This window comes from Pseudarthrobacter sp. MDT3-1 (assembly GCF_054510755.1).
Map to the genome: position 1 here is coordinate 25,796 of NZ_JBTNDX010000017.1, position 23,185 is coordinate 48,980.

Consider the following 23,185-nt stretch of genomic DNA (forward strand, 5'->3'; position numbering starts at 1 on the left):
GATAAAGCGATGGTGAGGTGGAGGTGGTGCTGCCTTCCTGAGGGGTGGCCAGGACGGTGCAGGCGGGGACGGACCAGTGCTGATCCGTCCCCGCCCGGGCTAAGGGCGGCTTAGAAGAAGCCGAGCTTGTTCTCGTTGTAGCTGACCAGGAGGTTCTTGGTCTGCTGGTAGTGGTCCAGCATCATGGAGTGGTTTTCACGTCCGATGCCGGAGGACTTGTACCCGCCGAACGCAGCGCCGGCCGGGTAGGCGTGGTAGTTGTTGACCCAGACGCGGCCGGCCTGGATCTCGCGGCCCGCACGGTAAGCGACGTTGCCGTTCCGCGACCAGACGCCGGCGCCAAGCCCGTAGAGGGTGTCGTTGGCGATGCCCATCGCGTCGTTGTAGTCGCTGAAGCGGGTCACGGAAACAACCGGCCCGAAGATTTCCTCCTGGAAGATCCGCATCTTGTTGTGGCCTTCGAAGATGGTCGGCTGGACGTAGTATCCGCCGGCCAGGTCTCCGGGCATGTCGGCCCGGGCGCCGCCGGTGAGCACCTTGGCGCCTTCCTGCTTGCCGATGTCGATGTAGGAGAGGATCTTTTCCAGCTGGTCGTTGGAGGCCTGGGCACCGAGCTGGGTTTCGGTGTCCAGCGGGTTGCCCTGGATGATTTTCTCCACCCGGGCCACCGCGTCAGCCATGAAGGAATCGTAGATGTCTTCCTGGACGAGGGCACGGGACGGGCAGGTGCAGACCTCGCCCTGGTTGAAGGCGAAGAGCGCGAAGCCCTCCTGTGCCTTGTCATAGAACGCGTCGTCGGACTCGGCAACATCGTTGAAGAAGATGTTCGGGCTCTTGCCGCCGAGCTCCAGGGTGACGGGGATCAGGTTCTGGCTGGCGTACTGGCTGATGAGGCGCCCGGTGGACGTCTCGCCGGTGAAGGCGATCTTGCGGATCCGCGGGCTGGACGCGAGCGGTTTGCCGGCCTCGACGCCGAAGCCGTTGACCACGTTGAGGACACCGGCGGGCAGCAGGTCACCGATGAGTTCCATCAGGACCAGAATGGACGTCGGCGTCTGCTCGGCGGGCTTGAGGACAACGGCGTTGCCGGCTGCCAGGGCCGGGGCGAGCTTCCAGACGGCCATCAGGATGGGGAAGTTCCACGGGATGATCTGGCCCACGACGCCGAGGGGCTCGTGGTAGTGGTAGGCCGTGGTGTCGTCGTCGAGCTGTGAGAGCCGGCCTTCCTGGGCGCGGACAGCGGCGGCGAAGTAGCGGAAGTGGTCCGCGGCGAGCGGGATGTCCGCGTTCAGGGTCTCCCGGATGGGCTTGCCGTTGTCCCAGGATTCGGCGACGGCGAGCATCTCGAGGTTCTCGTCGATGCGGTCGGCGATCTTGTTCAGGACCGCGGCGCGCTCGGCGACGGAGGTCTTGCCCCAGGACGGTGCGATCTTGTGGGCGGCGTCCAGGGCCAGTTCGATGTCTTCCGCGGTGCCGCGGGCCACTTCGCAGAAGACCTTGCCGGTGACGGGTGTGATGTTCTCGAAGTACTGGCCCTTGACGGGGGCAACCCACTCGCCGCCGATCCAGTTCTCGTAGCGGTCCTTGAACGTGACCTTCGAACCCTCGGTACCGGGCTGTGCGTAAACAGTCATTGCTAGCTCCTTTGCTGTGCATGAAAGGTGGCGCCTGATGGTGGCGTCCGCCGTTGGTCTCAGCGTAGGAGCGTGAAGGTTGCAGTCAGGTTGCGCGCAAGTGAGCCAGCTCACAGAACAATCAGTTTGGGCCCACGCCTGCCGGGTTCCCTGGCCGAGCTTGCGAGGTGAGGGGGCAGGTGGGGAGCGAAACCAGGTCAGGCGCTGAGTTCGGCTTCCAGCCGCTCAAGGTCCGCGACGACGGCGGCCCGCTTGGGCGAGCGCGCCGGCAGCAGCTTCAGGGCGACGGTCCGGACGTCGACGTCGTCCCTCGCCTCCGGAAGGGCCGCGTACTTGAGCAGCGTCTCGGCACTGCCGTCCGTCAGGACCGCTTCGCGCATGAGCGAGGAGACCCTGTCACGGAGGTCGATGATGCCCGGCGCTTCGGAGCGCGGCAGCACTGCGCCGCGGTAGATTTCCAGCGCAATGCGATGAGCGCCGCGCTGTAGGCAGTTCAGCACCTGGCCGCTGTCCGGGACCAGGTCCATGGTGAGTTTGTACGGCCTGGATTCGGGCACGGCGGCCGGGTTGAGCTGCTGGAGGATCTTGCGCAGCCGGACCATTTCCGCGCGGAGCGTCATGGTGGGGCCGTCGCCCGGGTAGAGCAGGACACTGAGCTCCTCGGCGCTCAGCCCGTCCGGGTGGGTGCTGAGCAAGGCGAGGATTTCACTGTGCCGGGCGGACAGTGCCACCGTTCTGCCTTCGATGCTGAGCAATGCCTGGTCGCGGCCCAGAAGCTGCAGGCTGTTGCGGTACAGGCTGCCTTCCTTGGCGCCGCCGGCTCCCCCGGCCCGGGCCGAATCCGACCTGGCCGCCGAACTGGCGTTCCGCCGTCGGGCCGGCCGGCTGGCAAGGGTGGCCGCAAGCTGCAGCCGCTCAACACGGAGCTGCGCCTGGGCGGCAGCGACAGTCGCCTCGACGAGCGACAGCGTGTGGGGCGCCACCGCGCTGGCTTTGCCCGTGATGTCCACAACGCCCAGCAGCGCACCGGAATCCGGGTCGTGGAACGGGACGGCGGTGCAGCTCCACGCGTGCACGGACCGCTGGTAATGCTCCGCCCCGGAAATCTGGATGCCGCGGCCCAGGGCAAGGGCAGTGCCGGGAGCGCTGGTGCCCACGGTGGCCTCTGACCAGTCGGCGCCCGGCACGAACATCATGCCTTCGGCACGGCGCTGCAGGGCCGGATCGCCTTCCACCCAGAGCAGCCGGCCCACCTCATCACCCACGGCAACGAGCAGGCCGCTGTCGTGGCTGGGCTGGACCAGGAGCTTGTGGATCACGGGCATAATGCTGGCCAGGGGGTGCTGCCGCCGGTATTCCTCAAGCTCGTCAGTGTCCAGGGCAAGGGGTGCTTCGGGATTGTCCGGATTGGCTTTCAATCGGGCGGACCGCTGCCAGGATTCCCGGATCAGCCTGCGCAGCCCGGGGATTTCCGGTGCGTCCGGAAACGCCTGGGCGTCGAGTTGCCCATGGGCGGCCAGGGCATGCCGCTGTGCCAGCGCAGTCGCTTCGCCGCCGGACGCCGGCGGCAGGATCAGGTTCCTCATCGAACTCCCCTCGGTCCTGCAAGTCTACTGGCCGCAGGCGCGAACCCTCCAGTGCCAGCCCCTCTTGCGCGAACGGACACTTGAGGCCCCTCTGGCTGGGGCCTCAAGTGCCCGTTCGCGCTGTTTTGGTGGGTGACGCTGGGTCAGGCGCGGGAGATGTTGATCATTTCCTCGCGTGGGACTACTTTGATGCGTTCACGCACGACGGCGGCGGTCCCGTCGGCGCCGACCTCGCCTTCTGTCCACGCGGCGCCGAGGGCTGCTTCGTGCGCGTCCAGCTTGATCCAGCCCTCCCAGGTGGTGAACTCGATGCCGCGCTCCTGCAGGAGGTCGATGATGGCCTGCGGGTCCGGGTTCTGGGCGGGTGGCAGGGTGAGCCGGTCCTCCAGCAGGAAGCCGATGGTCTCCAGGGCATCGCCCTTGGTGTGGCCGATGAGGCCGACCGGCCCGCGCTTGATCCAGCCGGTGGCGTAGATTCCGGGGACGGGGTTGCCATCGGAGTCGAGCACGCGGCCGCCCTCGTTCGGGATCACTCCGCGTTTGGCGTTGTATTCCAGCTCGTCCAGTGGCGAACCGTGGTAGCCGATGGCGCGGTACACGGCCTGGACGGGGTAGTCCACAAACTCGCCCGTGCCTTTGACGCTGCCGGTGCCATCCAGCTCCATCCGCTCAAACTTGATGCCGGCCACCCGGCCGGACCCGCCGTCGTCGGGGTCCTGGTATATCTCCACCGGGCTGTGCAGGAAGTGCAGGTGCAGGCGGCGGGAGGACGGCTCTTCCGCTTCGGCGTGCTCCTCCACAAGCCAGTTGGTCAGCGTGTTCACCATGGTCTTGATCTGGTTGTTGCTGCGGATGGCGTCATCGGAGGCTTCGTCGAACTCGAAGTCCTCCGGGTACAGGACAATGTCCACGTCCTTCATGTGGCTCAGCTCGCGCAGCTCCAGCGGCGTGAACTTGACCTGGGCCGGGCCGCGGCGGCCAAAGACGTGGACGTCGGTGACCGGGGAGTTCTTCAGGCCCTGGTAGACGTTGTCCGGGATCTCGGTGGTGAGGAGTTCATCGGGGTGTTTGACCAGCATCCGGGCCACGTCCAGCGCCACGTTGCCGTTGCCTATCACGGCGATTTCCTTGGCATCCAGCGGCCAGTCGCGGGGCACGTCCGGGTGGCCGTCGTACCACGACACAAAGTCCGCGCCGCCGAACGATCCGGCCAGGTCAATGCCAGGAATGGCCAGGTCCGCGTCCTTGATGGCGCCGGTGGAGAAGATCACGGCGTCGTAGAAGGCCCGGAAGTCATGGAGGGTGAGATCGCGGCCGTACGTGACGTTGCCCAGGAAGCGGATGTCGCCCCGGTCCAGGACCTTGTGCAGCGCGTTCACGATCCCCTTGATGCGCGGGTGGTCAGGGGCCACGCCGTAGCGGATCAGGCCGTACGGGGCGGGGTAGGCCTCAAAAAGGTCGATACTGACCTCAAAATCGCCGTCCTTGACGCCGTTGGACTTGGTCAGGATATCCGCCGCGTAAACACCTGCCGGTCCCGCACCCACAATGGCAACGCGGAGTGGACGGTTGGAGGTGGTTTCGGCTTGGTTGGACACCGGGAGCCCTTCTGGAACGAGGAGATTGCGACGGAGGCGCACAGTGCAGTTGCGCACAATGTCCCATTCTAAATGTGCCCACCGCGGGACGCGGCATCGTGTGATGCCAGACGTTCAGCTGCCTGTCGCTCTTCCTTTACCCGCGCCACCCCCGCTGGCAACCATCCGGCTTGAGCCTTATCACGACCGCATGGGCGGCGTCCAGTCACAGGATCCCTGGGGAGCCATCATTTCCAATGAACGCATTTCCTTCACCTCTCTTGTTAGTCAGGCCCTTCCTGCGGCGACCCGCTGGAAGGAGCGCGAACTCGCCGTCTTCAGCGCTGGCGTTCAGCACGGCCATGTTTCCGCGCTGCCATCACTTAACGTGCGGCAACGGTTGACCAATCCCGTTGAACAGCCAACCGAAGTCCTGGCACAGCCAGTCCGCCTGCCGGCCATCCACCAACTGGTGCGCCGGATGGATCACTTCAACCAGCCACTGGTCGTCTGGCGCCTGATCTCGGGCAACCACAGGGAACTCGGCCGGGGGGTTGGCCTCTTCCCGAGCTATGCGGTGGCGGCCGCGAATGCGACGGCCGCTCAGAAGGCCGCCCAGGACCTGACCATTACCTTCGTCCAGAACCAGCAGGCCCGGGACTACGGATGGTACGTCAGCCTGCGCGGACGCCCCGTGTTGATGGCCAGCGCCTGGTACCCCACCATCCGGGACCGGGACCGCAGCGCCCTGGCGGCACTGGACCTGCTTGGCGGCGCACGCCTGCTAGAAACAGTGATCCGCCACGGACACCGGCATCTTCCGGTTGAGTTCCCGCCCGAGCTCCTGCGTGCAGGAGCTCCCGGCGTGGAACGGCTGCCCGAAGCCCCCTTGCCGGTGCTTTCACCAAACGTTCACCTGATCGCAGGTTCTTCTTAGCCAAGCAATTCGAAATGCCGGGCAGCGCCGCCGCAGACTCATAGCGGCCGGCACTGTCCTGACTACTCCGGCAGCCGCAGACCGCAGCGGCAGTGCCCGCACTGCGCCGTGGCCCACCTGCACCAGCTAATCCACTCGGTACCTAAGATGGGGAATCTTGACATGAAATTGAAGTCCTTCCAGGCTGTCGGCGCTATCTGCGTCACCGCCTTGGCACTCGGCCTGATCAGCTCAGCAAGCGCGTCTGCGGAGCCCACGACGCCGGACCGCCCGCTGGCGGCCGTTGGTTCCGACACCATCCAGGACGTCTGGAACGCCCTGACCAACACAGGCCCCATCAGGACAGTGGCTTCCTACGACGCCTTTGGCCTGCCCTCGGCGATCGTGACCAAAACGGGAGTCACCGCGTTTACGCGTCCCAACGGTTCCGGTGCCGGCGTCAAGGCCCTGAGCGCCAGCCTGAACCCGCTGAACCATGTTTACAAGGACTCGGCCAACAACACCTTCACGCTGAAAAGGAACGACGTCGACATCGCCCGGTCCTCTTCCTCACCCAGCGTGGCAGGCACTGACCTGACGTTCCTGCCGTTCGCACGCGACGCGATGACCGTGGCAGTCAAGGACTCCACCAACACGCCGGTGAACCTGACCACCCAGCAGATCGCCAACATCTTCAGCTGCACGGCCGGCGACGGCGTCACCATTGACGGCACCACAGGCAAGCCCGTCATCGGAACCATGACCTTTACTCCCAAGCTGCCCCAGGCCGCTTCGGGCACCCGCGCCTTCTTCGTGAAGGCCATCGGCGTCACCCCGAACAGCACCTGCATCCCCGACATCGAGCAGAACTATCCCGAAAATAACGGTGCGGCCCTCATCAACGACGGCGACATCATCGCTTTCTCCGCCGCCCAGTGGATCGCGCAGAAGAACGGCGCCATGGCCAACACCACGGCTGCCGGTCAGGTGCTGGCGAACATCGACGGCCTGAAGGCGATCGACCCGGCCACCACGGCTCCGGCACTGGCCCCCGGAGACCTCTACGGTAACGCAGCCGTGGCACCCGCGAGCGGCAAGGGCACCTTCGCCCGGGACACCTACAACGTGGTGGCCAGCTCCACCCAGACCAGCAAGCTCATTTACAGCCTGGTCCTGAGCAATGCCGTGACCACCAACCTGAAGACCATTGGCAGCAAGGTCATCATCAACAAGTTTGGTTTCAAGACGCTCTCCTACGTGGGCGACTGGACGATGGGCAAAAAGTCGGGTTACACCAACTAACAATTCCTCCGGCCGGGTCCTGAATTCCGTTCATAAAGAATTTACTTTCAGTACCGTCTTGCTTTACTTTGCCACGCCCGCAGAATTCGACTGATGACCCAGACTGATCGGTAATTCTTCGCAGCGATTTTCGCTGGTTGGCCGGTGGATTTAATTTCCCGGCGCCGGGCAACACCGCAGCAGTAGACACGTTTATCTGAGAAAGAAGAAATGATTATGGCTAACGCCACGACAATGAAATCCCGCTGGGGCCTGAACGCCACGTCCGCCGTTGCCGGCACCGCCCTCCTGCTGGGCGGTGGAATCGCTGTTGCCAACGCGGACCTCCCGGCCGGCTCGGCAGGAACCGTCACGGCCAACCCGACGAGCGGCAACTGGAGCGCCCTGAGCCTGTCCGTGCTGAAGCTGCACAGCGACATGGTCTGCCCCACCACCGGCAACATCCTCGAGGGCGCGCTGATCTTTATGTCCGAGCCCGGGCAGGAAATCCAGCCGGCGCTGAGCAGCACCGTGGAAGCGCAGACGGTCTACCCCCTGACGCAGGATCCCCAGTACGCGATGTCCCTGAATGCCAACGGCACGATTGCTGACGACAACACGCTGGAATCCGGTTTTGTGAACAGCAGCAAGACCCCCATTGCTGACATGTCCGCCGCTGTACAGGCCAACCACACCTACAGCATTGGTTACGTCTGCACCGTCTCGAACGAGAGCGTCACCACCGCCAAGATCAACCCGGTCGCGGGCAAGTCCGTAGCCTCCTGGGCCACGCTCACCACCGACGCGTCCAAGAACTGGACCATCAGCCAGCCGGTGGTGACCACCCCGACGGCGACCGCCACGCCGACGGCCACCGAAACGGCCACTCCGTCACCTAGCGCCACGCCCACCGAAACGGAAACGGCCACCCCGACGCCGACCGCCACGGAGACCCCGTCGGCCACACCGACCGGAACCGCGACGCCCAGCAGCACGTCAGTCCCGCTGGCCACCACGGGATCCGTCAAGGAACTGACCGCCGGCGCCGAACTGGTCAGCGGCCAGAAGTTCGTGGTCAACGCTCCCGCCGGCACCTTCGTCGCTGGCGAAACGGTCATTGGCGAGATCCACTCCGAGCCGGTTGTCCTGGCCGAAACTGCGGTGGCCAACGCTGACGGTTCGGTCAGCTACACCTTCACCATTCCGGCCGACCTGCCTGCCGGAACGCACACCCTGGTCCTCAAGGGTGCAGCCGGCGCAACGTTCGAGGTCACCGGCCTGACCGTGACCGCCGGGTCCAACGCTCCCTTCCTCGCGGACACCAACTGGTTCGGCGCTGCCGCCGCCAACCCGGCAAGCACTGCGGGACTGGCTGCCATGGTCATTGGCGGACTGACGCTCATGGGTGTGGGCGGCGGGATCTACATTTCCCGGCGCCGCAAGGCCACCCGGGCCTGATTCACCAGGAATTGCCCGGATCCCGCTGGGGTCCGGGCAATTCCGCTTTCAACGCCAATTACTTTTGTTCACCTCCCGGAAATCCGTTCTTTATCAAAGCACAGCGGACCCGGGACGATTTACCGAAATAATAGTCCAGCAGCTTCCGCTGCCAACCGGCTGGACCTTCCACTGACAGGTCTGAACAATCGGCCCGCAGGTTTGATGACTGACCCGGAATAATGAAAAGAAAGAATTCATGCCGCTTCCATGGAATACCCGACAGGCCGGCGCCAGGCCCCGTCAGCAACCCGGCGCGCGGTGGGCTTCCCCTTTGGCCGCTGCGGCCGCTGTGGGCGCCCTCCTGCTGGTCTCGCTTCCGCCGAGTTCGGCAGATCCGGTCCTTCCGGGCACCGACTGGGGGCCGCGCGGCTCCATGGTCAGCGACACCTCGGCGACCGTCACGTGGGACAACACTGACAATGCCCCCGAGAGCACGGTTCACCGCGGAAACCAGCAGCAGCTGCCGCACACTGCCGGGAAGACGTACGACGACGTCGATCAGCGGCTGCGCGATTCAGCGACCCGTGCCTTCGGCCCGGGCAACGGGCTGGGCGGCCTGTCCGTGAGCGTCTCCCAGACCAGGAACCTGCAGAACCAGTCAGTGGCCGTCAGCTTCACCGGCGCGGATCCCGCCACCGGCAGCAATGGTGCCAGCACGTCCTATCTGCAGGTGTTCCAGTGCTGGGGCAAACCGGGCACGGACAACAAGCCTGACCCCGCGGCCACCGAGCCCGACCCCTCCACCTGCCAGTTCGGCGCGACCGGACTTGACGGCGATATTTCCAGCACGGCCCACCAGCGTTCACTGCTGAACGATCCCCTGGTCCGCGGCGGGGACTGGGAAGCCCAGGATCCGGCCTCCCCCACCATGCACCTTCCTGCCCCCTTCCTGGCTGTCACCGGTGAAGAAACGCGGATCACGGACGGGTTCAACCTCAGCGAATACCGCAACCCCTTCTTCAGCCGGACCAGCACGAACGAGTTCTCCCGCTTTATGTCCTCCGAACAGGGCGCAGGCTCGCGCACCTTCGAGGTTCAGAGCGGCGCAGAAGCCTCCGGAATGGGCTGCGGCTACCGCCCGGATGCACCCAGCGTGGCCAAATGCTGGCTGGTAGCCGTACCGCGGACAGCCGCGATGGACGCCATTCTGCCGGCCGGACCCCTCTCCCCCAGCCTGTGGGCGATGCGCCTGCAGGTCCCGCTCCACTTCCAGGACGTCGCGGCAGTTTGCCCCACCGATCAGGCGGCTACCCTCAGCGTGGGTTCCGAAGCCCTCAGTACGGCGATGAAGTCCTGGATTCCCGCCGTGTGCGACACGAAGAAGTTCACGCTCGGCTTCTCACCGCTGGCTGACCTGCAGGCCCGCACCCAGCTGCAGCAGCCCGACACCCTCGCTTTCATCACCCGCCCCGCCGCCGGTGACCTCAACGCCCTTTATGTGCCGACAGCGCTGGCCGGGGTGGTGGTCGCCATGACCATTGACAATGCCTGCACGGCAGCGTTCACGCAATTCACGCTGGCCGACTGCGGTTATCAGGACAAGGCAGAGTGGGAGGCCGACAAGGCACGCAGCTCGGGTCTGGTGCGTGACCTGAAACTCAATGCCAGGCTGCTGGCCAAGCTGCTCACGCAGAGCTACGTGCAACACACTGCCCCGGCTTCCGCCATTGAGGCCCCCTTCACGAAGCCCGGCACCACGGCCTATGGCCAGCCGATGACGTATTCCATCCAGAATGATCCGGAGTTCAGGGCCCTGAACCCGAAGGGCCTGGGTTCCTCCGGCAACCTCAGCCCACCCGTGGTGGAAGGCCTGCGCTCCGATGCCGCGTCCGCTGTCTGGGACTGGCTGCTCAACGACAAGGATTCCCGGGCCTTCCTGAACGGTTGCCCGGATCCGTCCGGCATGACCATCAACCCGTTCTATTCGACGCGGACCTACAGCGAGTGCCAGGAAAAGGCCACCGAACTGGACCAGCAGGCCGCCCGGAAGGTCGCCGAGACCAAGACACCTGACGGGTTCACGTACGCCCGCCAGTCCTACCCCTCCGAAGGGGCCGCGTACCCGCAGGTCTACTGGGCGCAGAAGCAGGCCGTTATGGCCGGCGACGGTTCCATCGCCGAGCCAGCCCTGACCGTAGGCGACCAGTATTCCCGCGTCCAGGACATGGCCGCGGCGGCCCAGAACACCGTGCGCGCCCAGCCGGCATCCACCACGTCCTGGTGCGCCGACTGCAGCCCGCCCGCGTACAAATCCGTGCCGCGTCAGGGCTACGGCAGCCGCAGCGTCCTGTCCATTACGGACGCGGCCTCGGCAGCGAAGTTCCAGCTGCCCACCGCGCAGCTGTGCAACGTCAGCGGTTCGCAGTGCATTGGCGCCACCGCCAGCAGCCTGCAGGCAGCAGCCGGCCAGTTCGAACCCACCGGTACCCCCGGCGCCATGCGGCCTGCCAGCGTCCCGGACTACACCACCGCGTATCCGCTGACCCTGCCGATCTACGGCGTGGTGAACCTTGCCTCCGTCAGCCAGTCCCAGGCCGCAACGTTCGCCCAGCTTTTCTCGTACATCAGCACCGAAGGCCAGAAGACCGGCTTCCGGAGCGGGATGCTGCCACCTGGCTACGCGCCACTCACACCGGCGCTGCTGCAGCTGGCCGCCGCCGGCATCCAGACCCTGCAGGGAATCCAAGGGCCACAACAAGCCGCGGCCGCCACCACCGACCTGATGCCGATGGAGTCCGTGTCCGGCGAAAACGTGGTGCCCGCAGTCCTGGCACCGGCCGCACCGGCCGCTGCCGCAGCAGAAGTCGTCCCGGCGGCAGCACCTGCGGCTGCCCCCGCGGCCGCCGCTGCGGTGCCCAGCCGGACCGCGGCCACCAGCAGCGCCTGGCCCCAGTACACGCTGGTGATCGGACTCGTGGCGGCAGTCGCAAGCGCCGCCGCCGCGCCGCTGCTGGCACGGGGACGGCGTCGATGAGCACGGTACTGCCCCGTTCCCGCGCCGATGAAGCGCAGGATACTCCCCGCACATTGCACCAGCAGTTGGAACAACAGGACTACCTGTTCCGGACCGTCACCCGGATCGGCGGCGGAATCGTCCTGGCCATCATGGTCCTGGTGGGCCTGTTCCTGGCCGGCAACGGCGTCGGCGCCATCAGCGAGGTGGGGCTGGGCAAATTCCTGACCACCCAGAACTGGGCGCCGGAAACCAATGACTTCGGCATCGCCGCTGTTCTGTGGGGCACGGTGCAGATCGCCACGGTTGCGTTGGCCATCGCCATGCCGCTGGCCCTGGGCACGGCACTGTTCATCACCGAAGTCGCCACCGGCTGGATGCAGAAGGCACTGACCAGCCTGATTGACCTCCTGGCTGCCGTGCCGTCGGTGGTCTTCGGCTTGTGGGGCGCCTACATGCTGCAGCCCAATGTGGTGGACTTCAGCAAGTGGCTGTCCACGTGGTTCGGTTGGATACCGTTCCTGCAGGTGGACGGCGTTGACCCGGGCAGTCCGCTGCGGGACACCGTGCCGTTCACGGCCTCTGCCTTCATCGCCGGACTGGTGGTGGCCATGATGATCGTCCCGATCCAGACCTCCATCATGACGGAGTCCTTTCGGCGCGCACCAACGGGTGAGCGTGAGGGCGCCTATGCCCTGGGCGCCACACGGCTGGGCATGATCCGCACCGTGGTGCTGCCCTTCGGCCGCGGCGGCATCATCGGCGGCACCATGCTCGGGCTGGGACGGGCGCTCGGCGAAACCATCGCCATCTACCTGATCATCAGCCCTGTCTATGCCATCAATTTCCATGTCCTGGAAAAGGGCGCCAATTCGATCGCCGCCATGATTGCCCTGAAGTACTCCGAATCCAACGAATCTGCGATGAGCGCGCTGATGGCCGCAGGACTGACGCTGTTCGTGATCACCATGCTGGTCAACATCACGGCCTCAGCCATAATGGCGAGGTCCCGGTCCGGCGCAGAAAGCGAGGGCTGACCATGACTACCACCGACGACGGACCCGCCACCTTCGAGGTGACCGATCTGCCTGCCGATCCCGGGCCACGCAGCCCGGCCACTGTACTTCCGCAGCTGTCCAACACTCCGGGCGCCCCGGACGAAGTCCGGGTACGGCTTGGCGTTGGCCGCAACCACGTCCTGTCGCTGGCCGGCGCGGCCGCCGGCGGGCTGGCCATGGGACTCCTGCTGACCGTGGCCCTCGGGCTGATCCCCCTGGGCTGGCTGTTCATCGTTTCCTACCTATGGTTCCTGCTCTTGTACACCGCACTGATACACCTGCGGCAGCCGGCCCCGGCAGTCCGCAACGGACTGGTGACGGTCCTGCTCAGCTCGGCGGGCGCCGCCGTCGCCGGCACTCTTGGCCTGGTGGTCATGTTCACGTTCGCCCGCGGCCAGGAAGCCCTGTTCCACCTCAACTTCTTCACCACAGACATGACCGGCGCCGGCCCATTGTCCGGCCTGGACCAGGGCGGCGTGCTGCATGCCCTGGTGGGAACGCTGGAACAGATCGGCATCGCCCTGGCCATCACCATTCCGCTGGGAATGACGACGGCGGTATTCCTCAACGAGGTGGGCGGGCGCCTGGCCCGCATCGTGCGCACAGTCGTGGAAGCGATGACGGCGTTGCCGTCCGTTGTGGCGGGCCTGTTCATCTATGCGGCGGTGGTTATGGCCATCACACATCAGACCAATGGTTTTGCCGCTTCGCTGGCCATCACCGTCCTGATGCTGCCGATCATGATCCGCTCGGCCGACGTCGTCCTCCGGCTGGTGCCCGGAAACCTGCGCGAGGCAGGCCTGGCCTTGGGCGCGGGCCAATGGCGCGTGGTGTGGCACATTGTGCTGCCCACAGTCCGCTCCGGCCTGACCACCGGCGTCATCCTGGCCACCGCCCACGGCATCGGCGAGACCGCGCCGGTCCTGCTGACGTCGGGCTTTACCGGCGTGATGAATGCCAATCCGTTCTCCGGTCCGCAGACACCGCTTCCGCTGGCTGCCCTGGACTACGTCCGCTCCCCTGTGCCGGAGATGGTTGCTCGCGGCTTCGCCACCGCGGCGTTCCTGCTGTTCGTGGTCCTGGTGTTGTTCATCATCGCCCGCATCATCGGCGGCCAGGACGCCGGCAAGCAAACACAGGGCCAGGCACGGCGCGCGGCCGCCAAATCCCTGCGCGATCTGCCCCGCATTGAACGCAATCACGCCCAACTGCTGGCGAGCCTGGGCGCAGCACCTACCGACAACATGCAGGAGAAACCATGATCCGCCCCCTTTCCAAGCGACGGACCGTTCCGGCGGTCCTGGGAATCCTGCTGTCACTCGGTATGGTGCTGGCCGGCCTGGCGCCCGCCCAGGCAGCCAACTACCTGCGCATCGGCGGCTCCGGATCCTCCTGGGCGGGCAACGCGCTGCAGGACTGGATCGCACGGGTCGGCGCCCAGGGCGTGACCGTGGACTACGAGAACAAGGGATCCTCCACGGGCCGCAAGGAATTCGCCGACCAGATGAAGCAGTTCGCCGTCTCGGAAATCCCCTATACCGGGGACACCGCTGACCCGCGCGACAACAGCATGCCGGGCTTCGCCTACGGCATGCTGCCCGTGGTGGCCGGCGGTACCGCCTTTATGTACAACCTCAAGGCCGGCAGCTCACGGATGACCAGCCTCAAACTGTCACAGCCGGCCATCGCAAAGATCTTCACCGGCCAGGTCACCCGCTGGAACGATCCCATCATCACCGCCGACAACCCCGGCGTTGCCCTTCCGGACGCCACCATCAACGTGGTGGTCCGCTCTGACGGCTCCGGCGCCACGGCCCAGTTCACGCTCTGGCTGCTGCGCCAGTATCCTGCCGACTACGCCAAGCTGTGCGCCGTCACGGGCTGCGATCCGCAGCACGCCACGTCCTTCTACCCCACGCAGGGGCTCAAGAACTTCGTGGCACAAAACGGGTCCCAGGGCGTCACCACGTACTCGGCGAACAACCAGTTCACCATCAACTACGACGAGTACTCCTACGCCCAGGGCATCGGCTTTCCGGTGGCACAGGTCAAGAACGCGGCCGGCTTCTACACGCTGCCCACGGAGCACGCCGTGGCGGTGGCGCTGACCCAGGCGAGCATCAACCAGGACAAAGCGTCAGCGAACTACCTTTCCCAGGACCTCTCCAAGGTGTACGGCTACAAGGACCCCCGCACGTATCCCATGTCGGCGTATTCGTACATGATCGTCCCGACCCAGGCCACCAATGCCCTGAACCCGGCCCAGGGAGCCACCCTGGGCTTCTTCGCGAACTACGCCCTGTGCGAGGGCCAGCGCCCCATGGGCCAACTCGGATACTCGCCGCTGCCCATGAACCTGGTCCTGGCCGGGATGGAACAGATCCGCAAGATACCGGGCGTGGACCAGGACACCATCCGCAAGATGGACCAGACCCGCGACAGCGTGTCCGGCGGTTCGGCGCCCGCCTGCAACAACCCCACGTTCAAGCCGGGCGACTCACCTTCGGCCAACCAACTCGTGCGGAGTGCACCGTTCGACAAGGCCTGCGACGCTGCCTGCCAGGTACCCTGGCGCGGTGCCGACGCAGCCGTCAACCAGGGCCCGGCAGGGGCCCCGGCGGCAGCGGGAGCCGAAGTTCCGGCCGGCGCCGCCGACGTTACAGACCTGGCCGACGCCGGAGCGGCCGCCGTCGATCCGGCCAGCGAAGCGGCGGCCTGTGACCCCGACAGCGGCACGTGTACAGCCGTTGCCGCCGGGGCCGCCAGCGGCGTCGCCGGGCAGCTAACGCCTGTCACCACCACGCTGGCCTCTAGCCGCGGCTGGGGACAACCGCAGAACCTCCTGCTGATCATCGGCGGCCTCGTGGGCCTGCTGGTACTCGTCCCGCCACTGACCGCCCGCGCCCTGGCCAGGCGTGCGGGGAGTAAGCGCGGCACCAAAGCATGACCGCCACACTCACCGGCCGGCGCCAGACCGGCCCCCGGTTCCTGCACCGCGGCATGCTCGCGTGGCTCCGCCGTACGGCCCGGAACAGGCGCCGGGCCACCCCCGTCAGGCTCCCGCCGTCGCACACGAACAAGGCGATTTCGCTGGGTCTGGCGATGGTCTCGGTGATCCTCTTCGGCCAGATCATCAACATTGTGATCATCTCGCAGGTGCAGCACGCCACCACGCAGACCCGGCTGTTTGAAGAGCTCCGGACGGGCCTGGCGGAAGGCTCCGCACCGCTCGGCCAGACAGACCACACGGGCGCATTGGTGGCCCCGGGGACACCGCTGGCCCTGCTTTCGATTCCCGCCCTGGACATCCAGGAAACGGTGGTGGAGGGAACCACGTCCCGGGAGCTGATGGACGGCGTCGGCCACCGGCGGGACACTCCCCTGCCGGGGCAGAGCGGCACCAGCGTCCTGATGGGCAGGGCCGCCGCCTACGGTGGCGCATTTGGCCAGCTGACCCGCCTCGCACCCGGCGAGCGGTTCACCGTGACCACCGGGCTGGGCGTGGCCGAGTTCGAGGTGACCGGCCATCGCCGCGCCGGCGACCCCGGCCCGTCCATACCCACCGGTGACGAAGGGCGCCTGACCCTGACCACCGCAGCCGGCGCCGCCTTCCTTCCCGACGGGGTCCTGCGGGTCGACGCCAAGCTGCTGTCCAAGGCTTTCCCGAAGTCCGCACCCGTCCTCTATCCCGCATCACTGGAAGCCGCCGAACGGCCCCTGGGATCTGACACCTCGGACCTGGTGGGACTCCTGGTGTGCCTGGAACTCCTGATCCTGGCCGCCATGGCCGCCGTCTGGTCGTGGTACCGCTGGGGTCAACGGGAGACCTGGCTGGTCTTCCTGCCGATGCTCGGCGCGCTGTCAGTCCTGACCGGTACGCAGGTCAGCCTCCTGCTGCCCAACCTGCTTTAGTGAAAATCTCCACAGAAGGAACCCTGATGACCACGCAATCATCCTCCGGCCACGCACTGGCCGTGTTCGATCCGCCCGAGGGCGAGGGCTTCCCGGATCCGTTCGCCGGGAGCGAGGCGGCCGAGCTCGACGCCAAGGCGGTCAGTGCCTGGTTCGGCGAGCGCAAAGTCCTGGACCGCGTCTCGCTGACCATGGAAGCGGGACAGGTCACGGCACTGATTGGCCCTTCGGGCTGCGGCAAGTCCACGTTTCTGCGGATCCTCAACCGGATGCACGAAATGGTGCCAACCGCGTCGCTGGCGGGGCAGGTCCTGCTTGACGGGGCCGACATCTACGATCCGGGCCGACGGGTGACCCTGGCGCGCCGCAACATCGGCATGGTCTTCCAGAAAGCCAACCCCTTCCCCGCCATGTCCATCTACGAAAATACCGTCGCCGGCCTGAAGCTCGCGGGCATCAAGGCCAGCCGGCTGGAGAAGGACTTCCTGGTGGAGGATTCACTCCGCAAGGCATCCCTGTGGGACGAGGTCAAGGACCGGCTGCACCAGCCCGGCGGCGGACTGTCAGGCGGCCAGCAGCAGCGGCTGTGCATCGCCCGTTCCCTGGCGGTTTCCCCGCGGGTGCTGCTGATGGACGAGCCATGCTCTGCGCTGGACCCCACGTCCACCCGCCGCGTCGAGGAGACCATCGCGTCGCTGCGCGGACTTGTCACGATTGTCATCGTCACCCACAACATGCAGCAGGCCGCGCGTATCTCGGACACGTGTGCCTTCTTCCTGGCGGCACACAACGCGCCCGGGGCGATCGTTGAGCACGGCCCTACTGACGCCATGTTCCAATACCCGCAAGACCAGCGCACCAGCGATTACGTCAACGGACGCTTCGGGTAAATGCGACGGGCCCCCACATCCGCGGCCCGCAGGCGCCGCCGCTTCCGTAACCTTGCCGCCGTCGGCCTGACCGGGCTGGGCCTTTCCGTGGTGCTGGTGTACGGAATCCCGCTCCTGACGGGGGCCCAGCCGCTGCTGGCAGTCCCCGGGCAGGCCACGGAATCTGCGCCGCAGCTGCCCGACTCCGCCGCTGCGGCAGGCGGCGTCGCCCCACTGGTGGTGGAGACGCCGGCAGAGGCTGAGGCGGTGGCCGGCCGGGAACTGGCCCGGACTCCCGCGGGGCCGGGCCAGCCAGTGCGGGTGCAAGTGCCGCGGCTCGGCATGGACATTCCCGTGTTGCCGATGGCCCTCCCGGCCGACCGCCGGGTCAACCCGCCCTCCAATGGATTCGCGTACTGGATCAGCGACTACGGACCGGCCGGCGCCGGGGCCACCAACACCACTTACCTGGCCGCCCACTCCTGGAACCTCGGCTACTCGGCATTCAACGGTCTGATGGACATCCAGGCCGGCACGGGCCGGGCACAGCCGGGCGACGCGGTGCTGGTCACCACGCCGGAGGGCGTCACGAGATACACGGTCACGGGGGCGGCCGGCTATGCAAAGACCAGTCTCGGGCAGCGGGACGACCTCTGGGCTGCCGTGCCCGGGCGGCTGGTGCTGGTGACGTGCTTCCAGCTGAACGACGCCGGCGCCACCGAGAACTACGTTGTGTATGCCGAGCAAACGGGCTGAGCAGCGGCCACAACAACCGGCAGCAACGACGGGCCTCAGCCGCCCTGGCGCAGCGGCACCACGTCGCCTTCCCTGTACAGCAGGGCCCGGAGCTCGGCTTCCGCGGAGTCCAGCCGTTTGGGGTCGATGGTCTCCCCCGCGGCAAAGTGGTCCAGCAGCCGGGGATCAACATAGCTTTTCCGGGCGATCGACGGCGTGTTCCCCAGCACCGCGGCAGCCTCCAGCATGGCCACGCTGATGGCGCCCTTCCGCGCCGTAACGGTCGGTTGCGGGCCGCTGCGTGCCAGGCTGACGGCGGCGGCCACCGTCCCGCGCAGGGTCCGGAAGTCCTTGGCGGTGAAGTCCAGGCCCGTCCGCTCCTTGACGTAGGCATTGATGTCCGCGCTGGTGACCGGCCGCCAGGTCCGGCCCTCCTTGAACGCCAGCAGCCTGGCATTTCCACCGCGGCGCTTGAGCGTCCGCACCAGGGCGGCCAGGTCGGCGTCGTGGATTTCCGACTCCCAGTCCTTCCCGCTCTTGGCCGGGAACTTCAGCTCCAGGCACTCCTTGCGGACGTGGACGTGACCACACAGGAGCGTGGCCAGGCCGCGGCTGCCGTTTTCGTTGGTGTAGCGCTCCGACCCCACCCGCAGGGACCCGCTGTCCAGCATCCGGAAGGCCGCCGCCAGGACGCGTTCGCGGCTGGGGCCGTCGCGGCGCAGGTCCAGGGTAACCAGCCGGCGGGCAGTGGGCAGTGACTCGGCCAGTTGCAGGGCGCGGTCGAACTTCACGCGGTCTTTTCGCTCCCGCCAGGCGGGGTGGTAGATGTACTGCCGCCGGCCCACCACATCGAGGCCTGTCGCCTGGATGTGCCCGTTGTCGAACGGCGCAATCCACACGTCCGTCCAGGCCGGCGGGATGCCGATGCCCTCCAGCCTGTCCCGGACCGGCCCCGGCGGCAGCGTCGAGCCGTCCAGGCCCCGGTAGCTGAACCCCGTCCCGGCGGGCACGCGACGGTAGCCGCGGCCGTTGGCGTTGCTGCGGCGGAGCCTCACAGGACGGCAACCAGCGGGGTCATCGATTCCATGAAGGAAAGCGTACTGACTTTTGACTGGAATACGCGTCCATCAACTGGTGTTATTGGTTAGGTGCCTACTCCCCCTGAAACCACCTCTTTACCCAAAACCGCTGTGACCGCGCCAGCTGGTCCCAAGGCTGTAGACAAGGAGACGACGGCGGGAGTCCTGTTCGGCTTCGGCGCGTACGGGTTGTGGGGGCTGCTCCCCCTGTACTTCTTTGCGCTGATGCCCGCCGGTGCGGTGGAGATCGTGGCCAACCGCGTGGTGTGGTCGCTGCTCTTCTGCATCCTCCTGATCACGGTCACCCGGTCCTGGCGTGCGCTGTCAGCAGCCTTCCGCGACCGTTCCGTGTTCGGCACCCTCGCCATCGCGGCCGCACTCATTGCCGTGAACTGGCTGACCTATACCTACGGCGTGACCACCGGCCAGGCCGTCGAAGCCGCCCTGGGCTACTTCATCAATCCCCTGGTCTCGGTCCTCCTGGGCGTGTTCGTCCTGAAGGAGAAGCTGCGCCCCCTCCAGTGGGCCGCCGTCGGAATCGGTTTTGTAGCGGTGGGCGTGCTCACGGTGAGCTACGGCAAACTGCCCTGGATCGCCCTGACGCTGGCCGTCAGCTTTGGCCTGTACGGGTTTGTGAAGAAGCGCGTTGGCCCGAAGGTGGACGCGGTGACCAGCCTCAGCGTGGAAACCATTGTGCTGGCCCCGATCGCCGCGGCCACCATGGTGTTCCTCGGCGTCAGCGGCTCGGCCACCTTGGCCAGCCAGGGCCCCGGGCACTTCTGGCTCCTGGTGGCCTCCGGCGTGATCACCGCGGTGCCGCTGCTGTTCTTCGGCGCATCGGCCCGTCGGCTGCCCATGACCACCATCGGGCTGCTGCAGTACGTTGCCCCGCTCCTGCAGTTCATCGTGGCCTTGGTGGTGTTCCAGGAGGCCATGACCGCCAGCCGCTGGATCGGCTTCGGCGTGGTGTGGCTGGCCCTGCTGGTGCTGACCGTCGACATGCTCCGAATGGCAGGCAAGAACTCAAGGGCAAGGAAGCGGGCCCGCGCCTCGTAGTACGAGCGCGAACGAACACTTGAGGCCCTGGAAACGTGAGTTTCCAGGGCCTCAAGTGTTCGTTCGCGCCGTTGCGAGGGGGCGCTAACTCTGTGGGGCGGGGTCCTAGGCGTTGGCCTTGATGGCCGCAGCCAGGACGTCCAGGCCGTCGTTCAGCAGGTCGTCGGTGATGACCAGCGGGGGCAGCAGGCGGATGACGTTGCCGTAGGTGCCGCAGGTGAGGATGATGACACCCTCCTTGAGGCAGGCAGCGGCCACGGCCTTAGTCAGCTCGGGGTTGGGTTCCTTGGAGCCGGCCTGGACCAGTTCGACGGCCAGCATCGCGCCGCGGCCGCGGATGTCGCCGATCACGGACTTCCCGGCGCCTGCCAGTTCGGCCTGCAGTTCCTGCAGGCGTTCCGTGGCGAGCTGCTCGATGTGACGCGCACGTCCGGCGAGGTTGTATTCCTCCATGGACCCGATCGCGGCCAGCGCGGCGGCGCACGCAACAGGGTTGCCGCCGTAGGTGCCGCCCAGGCCGCCCGGGTGGACGGCATCGAGCAGGTCCGCGCGGCCGGTGATCGCGGACAGCGGCATGCCGCCCGCGATGCCCTTGGCCATGGTGATGATGTCCGGGACAACGCCCTCGTGGTCCACCGCGAACCACTCGCCGGTGCGGCAGAAACCGGACTGGACCTCGTCGGCGATGAACACCACGCCGTTGGCCTTGGCCCACGCGGCCAGTGCCGGCAGGAAGCCTTCGGCCGGGACAATGAAGCCGCCCTCGCCCTGGATGGGTTCGATGATGATCGCGGCCACCTGGTCGCCGCCGATCTGCTTCTCGATCATGGTGATGGCGCGCTTGGCCGCCTCCGCACCGGTGATCGAGGGGTTCTCCTCGCGGTACGGGTAGCTCATGGGCATACGGTAGACCTCGGGCGCGAACGGGCCGAAGTTGGTCTTGTACGGCATGGCCTTCGCGGTCAGCGCCATGGTCAGGTTCGTGCGGCCGTGGTAGGCGTGATCAAAGGCGACGACGGCGTCACGCCCGGTGGCGAGGCGGGCCACCTTGACGGCGTTCTCCACTGCCTCGGCGCCGGAGTTGAACAGCACGGTCCGCTTCTCGTGGTCACCCGGGGTCAGGCGGTTAAGCTGTTCCGCGAGTGCCACGTAGCTTTCGTACGGGGTGACCATAAAACAGGTGTGCGTGAAGTGCTCAACGGCTTCCTTCACGGCCCCGACGACGGCGGGATCGGACGCGCCGACGCTGGTCACCGCGATGCCCGAGCCGAGGTCGATGAACGAGTTACCGTCGACGTCGTGGATGATGCCGCCGTCGGCGTCTGCCACGTAAACGGGAACGGCGGACGCGACGCCCGCGGCGACCACTGCCTTGCGGCGCTCGGTCAGGGCGATGGACTTGGGGCCCGGGAAGTCGGCCTGGACACGGCGCTTCTGCTCCAGGCGGAAGGTGATTTCACTTGCTGTGGTGCTCATGGGGGTCTTCTTCTTTCTGCGGGGCGGGGTCTCGGCAAGCTCGACCACCGGGAGAGTTGCTAGGCGTCGAGTGCGCTCATGACGTGCTTGATGCGCGTGTAGTCCTCCACGCCGTACATGGAGAGGTCCTTGCCGTAGCCGGACTGCTTGAAGCCGCCGTGCGGCATTTCGGCCGTCAGGAGGATGTGCGTGTTGATCCAGACCGCGCCGAAGTCCAGGTCGCGGCTCATCCGCATCGCCGTGCCGTGGTCGGATGTCCAGACGCTGGACGCGAGGGCGTATTCGACGTCGTTCGCCAGCTCGAGTGCCTCCGCCTCGGAGGAGAACTTCTGCACCGTGATGACCGGGCCGAAGGTTTCCTGCTGGACGATGTCGTCCGTCTGCTTGGCGCCGGTGACGATGGTGGGTTCGAAGAAGAAGCCCTTATCCCCGGCGCGGTGCCCGCCCGTGACAACCTTGCAGTTTTCCGGGAGGTGCTCCACCACGGAGGTGACGGCGTTGAAGTGGTTCACGTTGTTCAGCGGGCCGAAGTAGTTGTCTTCGTCGTTCTGCGAGCCGGTGTGCAGGGTCTTGGTGTGCTCCACCATGGCCGCCACTACGTCGTCGTGGACCGAATCCTCCACCAGCACGCGGGTGATGGCGGTGCAGTCCTGGCCGGCGTTGAAGAACGCGAACTCGGCGATGGCCGCGGCGCTCTTCTTGATGTCGGCGTCCTTGAACACGATGGCCGGGGCCTTGCCGCCGAGCTCCAGGTGGGCGCGCTTAAGGCCCTTCGCGGCTCCGGAGGCCACGGCGATGCCGGCGCGGACCGAGCCCGTGATGGAGACCAGGCCGGGGACCCGGTGTTCCACCATCATGGCGCCGGTTTCGCCGGTTCCCAGCACCACGTTCAGCACGCCGGCAGGCAGGATGTCGCCGGCCAGGCGGGCCAGCACCAGGGTGGATTCGGGGGTGGTGTCGGAGGGCTTGAGGACTACGGTGTTGCCGGCCGCGAGCGCAGGGCCGATCTTCCAGATGGCCATCAGGAACGGGTAGTTCCACGGCGCAACCTGGGCCACCACACCGATGGGTTCGCGGCGCACGTAGGAGGTGTGGCCTTCGAAGTACTCGCCCGCGGACTTGCCTTCCAGGATGCGCGCGGCACCGGCGAAGAAGCGGAGCTGGTCGGCGCCGGCTGCAATTTCCTCGGAGGCAATCAGGGAGCGGACCTGCCCGGTGTTGCGGTGCTGGGCCTCGACAAGTTCGTCGCTGTTGGCTTCAACGGCGTCGGCGAGTTTGAGCAGCATAAGCTGGCGCTGTCCGGGGGTGACGTGCTTCCAGGACTTGAAGGCGTCCTTGGCCGCGGTCATGGCGGCATCGACGTCAGCCTGGATGGACACGGGCGACTGCGCCACTACCTCGCCGTTGGTGGGATTGACGATGTCCAGCAGGTCAGTGCCCGCGGGCGTGACGAACTCACCGTTGATGAAGTTCTGCAAGGTTTGAACCACGGTGTACAACCTCTTTCATAGGGAACATCAGCTGCGAAGCGGATGGTTGCGACTGCCTTGAGC

General features: G+C 66.5%; 17 protein-coding genes. 11 read left to right on the forward strand and 6 right to left on the reverse strand.

Annotated features, from left to right (window positions below):
- Positions 1–110: 110 nt before the first annotated feature.
- The 3 genes from exaC to ACX80X_RS14020 all read right to left on the reverse strand — a co-directional run bounded on the left by exaC (position 111) and on the right by ACX80X_RS14020 (position 4,818).
- Positions 111–1,634: an acetaldehyde dehydrogenase ExaC gene (gene exaC / locus ACX80X_RS14010; RefSeq protein WP_252613853.1), complete on the reverse strand. Its 1,524-nt coding sequence runs from the start codon at positions 1,632–1,634 to the stop codon at positions 111–113.
- Positions 1,635–1,831: 197 nt separating this feature from the next.
- Entirely contained in the window at positions 1,832–3,220 is a 1,389-nt protein-coding gene (locus tag ACX80X_RS14015; protein WP_252608439.1) for a helix-turn-helix domain-containing protein, read from the reverse strand.
- Between the two features lie 143 nt (positions 3,221–3,363).
- Positions 3,364–4,818 (reverse strand): FAD-dependent oxidoreductase, encoded by a 1,455-nt coding sequence (locus tag ACX80X_RS14020; RefSeq protein WP_459312395.1) that lies wholly within the window; start codon positions 4,816–4,818, stop codon positions 3,364–3,366.
- Between the two features lie 190 nt (positions 4,819–5,008).
- Between ACX80X_RS14020 and ACX80X_RS14025 the strand changes: the two genes are divergently transcribed.
- From ACX80X_RS14025 to ACX80X_RS14070, 10 genes are all read left to right on the forward strand, one after another.
- Positions 5,009–5,734, forward strand: a complete 726-nt coding sequence (locus ACX80X_RS14025) for a hypothetical protein (RefSeq protein WP_252576241.1) — start codon at positions 5,009–5,011, stop codon at positions 5,732–5,734.
- 162 nt (positions 5,735–5,896) lie between these two features.
- Positions 5,897–7,015: a hypothetical protein gene (locus ACX80X_RS14030; RefSeq protein ID WP_252613851.1), complete on the forward strand. Its 1,119-nt coding sequence runs from the start codon at positions 5,897–5,899 to the stop codon at positions 7,013–7,015.
- A 216-nt stretch (positions 7,016–7,231) separates the two neighbouring features.
- Positions 7,232–8,452, forward strand: coding sequence for a hypothetical protein (locus ACX80X_RS14035; protein WP_252598506.1), 1,221 nt, complete (start codon positions 7,232–7,234; stop codon positions 8,450–8,452).
- Positions 8,453–8,765: 313 nt separating this feature from the next.
- On the forward strand, positions 8,766–11,468 hold the full coding sequence (locus tag ACX80X_RS14040) for a hypothetical protein (RefSeq protein WP_252598507.1): 2,703 nt from the start codon (positions 8,766–8,768) through the stop codon (positions 11,466–11,468).
- A complete protein-coding gene (gene pstC / locus ACX80X_RS14045; RefSeq protein WP_104061816.1) occupies positions 11,465–12,484 on the forward strand; it encodes a phosphate ABC transporter permease subunit PstC in 1,020 nt (339 codons plus the stop codon). The genes ACX80X_RS14040 and pstC overlap by 4 nt, the downstream gene beginning before the upstream one ends.
- Before the next feature lie 2 nt (positions 12,485–12,486).
- On the forward strand, positions 12,487–13,767 hold the full coding sequence (locus ACX80X_RS14050; protein ID WP_252598508.1) for a PstA family ABC transporter permease: 1,281 nt from the start codon (positions 12,487–12,489) through the stop codon (positions 13,765–13,767).
- Entirely contained in the window at positions 13,764–15,452 is a 1,689-nt protein-coding gene (locus ACX80X_RS14055) for a substrate-binding domain-containing protein (RefSeq protein WP_252598509.1), read from the forward strand. Before ACX80X_RS14050 ends, ACX80X_RS14055 begins: the two co-directional genes overlap by 4 nt.
- Positions 15,449–16,417, forward strand: coding sequence for a sortase (locus ACX80X_RS14060; RefSeq protein ID WP_252598510.1), 969 nt, complete (start codon positions 15,449–15,451; stop codon positions 16,415–16,417). The genes ACX80X_RS14055 and ACX80X_RS14060 overlap by 4 nt, the downstream gene beginning before the upstream one ends.
- Before the next feature lie 26 nt (positions 16,418–16,443).
- Positions 16,444–17,307 (forward strand): phosphate ABC transporter ATP-binding protein, encoded by an 864-nt coding sequence (locus ACX80X_RS14065; RefSeq protein ID WP_083510445.1) that lies wholly within the window; start codon positions 16,444–16,446, stop codon positions 17,305–17,307.
- Positions 17,308–18,042 carry a class F sortase gene (locus tag ACX80X_RS14070; RefSeq protein WP_252598511.1) on the forward strand — a complete coding sequence of 245 codons (735 nt, stop codon included), beginning with the start codon at positions 17,308–17,310 and terminating at the stop codon, positions 18,040–18,042. It abuts the gene before it with no gap.
- 35 nt (positions 18,043–18,077) lie between these two features.
- Here the strand turns inward: ACX80X_RS14070 and ACX80X_RS14075 are convergent, their stop codons facing one another.
- Positions 18,078–19,076: a DNA topoisomerase IB gene (locus tag ACX80X_RS14075; protein ID WP_252598512.1), complete on the reverse strand. Its 999-nt coding sequence runs from the start codon at positions 19,074–19,076 to the stop codon at positions 18,078–18,080.
- A gap of 135 nt (positions 19,077–19,211) precedes the next feature.
- On the opposite strand from ACX80X_RS14075, the gene rarD reads away from it, so the two are divergent.
- Entirely contained in the window at positions 19,212–20,156 is a 945-nt protein-coding gene (gene rarD / locus ACX80X_RS14080; protein WP_252598513.1) for an EamA family transporter RarD, read from the forward strand.
- A gap of 105 nt (positions 20,157–20,261) precedes the next feature.
- On the opposite strand, the gene gabT is transcribed toward rarD, so the two are convergent.
- Both gabT and ACX80X_RS14090 read right to left on the reverse strand, forming a co-directional pair.
- Positions 20,262–21,632, reverse strand: a complete 1,371-nt coding sequence (gene gabT / locus ACX80X_RS14085; protein WP_252598514.1) for a 4-aminobutyrate--2-oxoglutarate transaminase — start codon at positions 21,630–21,632, stop codon at positions 20,262–20,264.
- A 59-nt stretch (positions 21,633–21,691) separates the two neighbouring features.
- A complete protein-coding gene (locus ACX80X_RS14090) occupies positions 21,692–23,122 on the reverse strand; it encodes a gamma-aminobutyraldehyde dehydrogenase (RefSeq protein WP_459312398.1) in 1,431 nt (476 codons plus the stop codon).
- Positions 23,123–23,185: the final 63 nt, after the last annotated feature.

Coding starts and splice junctions, on each gene's coding strand:
- ACX80X_RS14065 (WP_083510445.1), top strand. CDS start 16,444: ATGACCACGCAATCATCCTCCGGCCACGCACTGGCCGTGTTCGATCCG.
- exaC (WP_252613853.1), bottom strand. CDS start 1,634: ATGACTGTTTACGCACAGCCCGGTACCGAGGGTTCGAAGGTCACGTTC.
- ACX80X_RS14070 (WP_252598511.1), top strand. CDS start 17,308: ATGCGACGGGCCCCCACATCCGCGGCCCGCAGGCGCCGCCGCTTCCGT.
- ACX80X_RS14060 (WP_252598510.1), top strand. CDS start 15,449: ATGACCGCCACACTCACCGGCCGGCGCCAGACCGGCCCCCGGTTCCTG.
- gabT (WP_252598514.1), bottom strand. CDS start 21,632: ATGAGCACCACAGCAAGTGAAATCACCTTCCGCCTGGAGCAGAAGCGC.
- pstC (WP_104061816.1), top strand. CDS start 11,465: ATGAGCACGGTACTGCCCCGTTCCCGCGCCGATGAAGCGCAGGATACT.
- ACX80X_RS14035 (WP_252598506.1), top strand. CDS start 7,232: ATGGCTAACGCCACGACAATGAAATCCCGCTGGGGCCTGAACGCCACG.
- ACX80X_RS14025 (WP_252576241.1), top strand. CDS start 5,009: ATGGGCGGCGTCCAGTCACAGGATCCCTGGGGAGCCATCATTTCCAAT.
- ACX80X_RS14015 (WP_252608439.1), bottom strand. CDS start 3,220: ATGAGGAACCTGATCCTGCCGCCGGCGTCCGGCGGCGAAGCGACTGCG.
- ACX80X_RS14050 (WP_252598508.1), top strand. CDS start 12,487: ATGACTACCACCGACGACGGACCCGCCACCTTCGAGGTGACCGATCTG.
- ACX80X_RS14030 (WP_252613851.1), top strand. CDS start 5,897: ATGAAATTGAAGTCCTTCCAGGCTGTCGGCGCTATCTGCGTCACCGCC.
- ACX80X_RS14055 (WP_252598509.1), top strand. CDS start 13,764: ATGATCCGCCCCCTTTCCAAGCGACGGACCGTTCCGGCGGTCCTGGGA.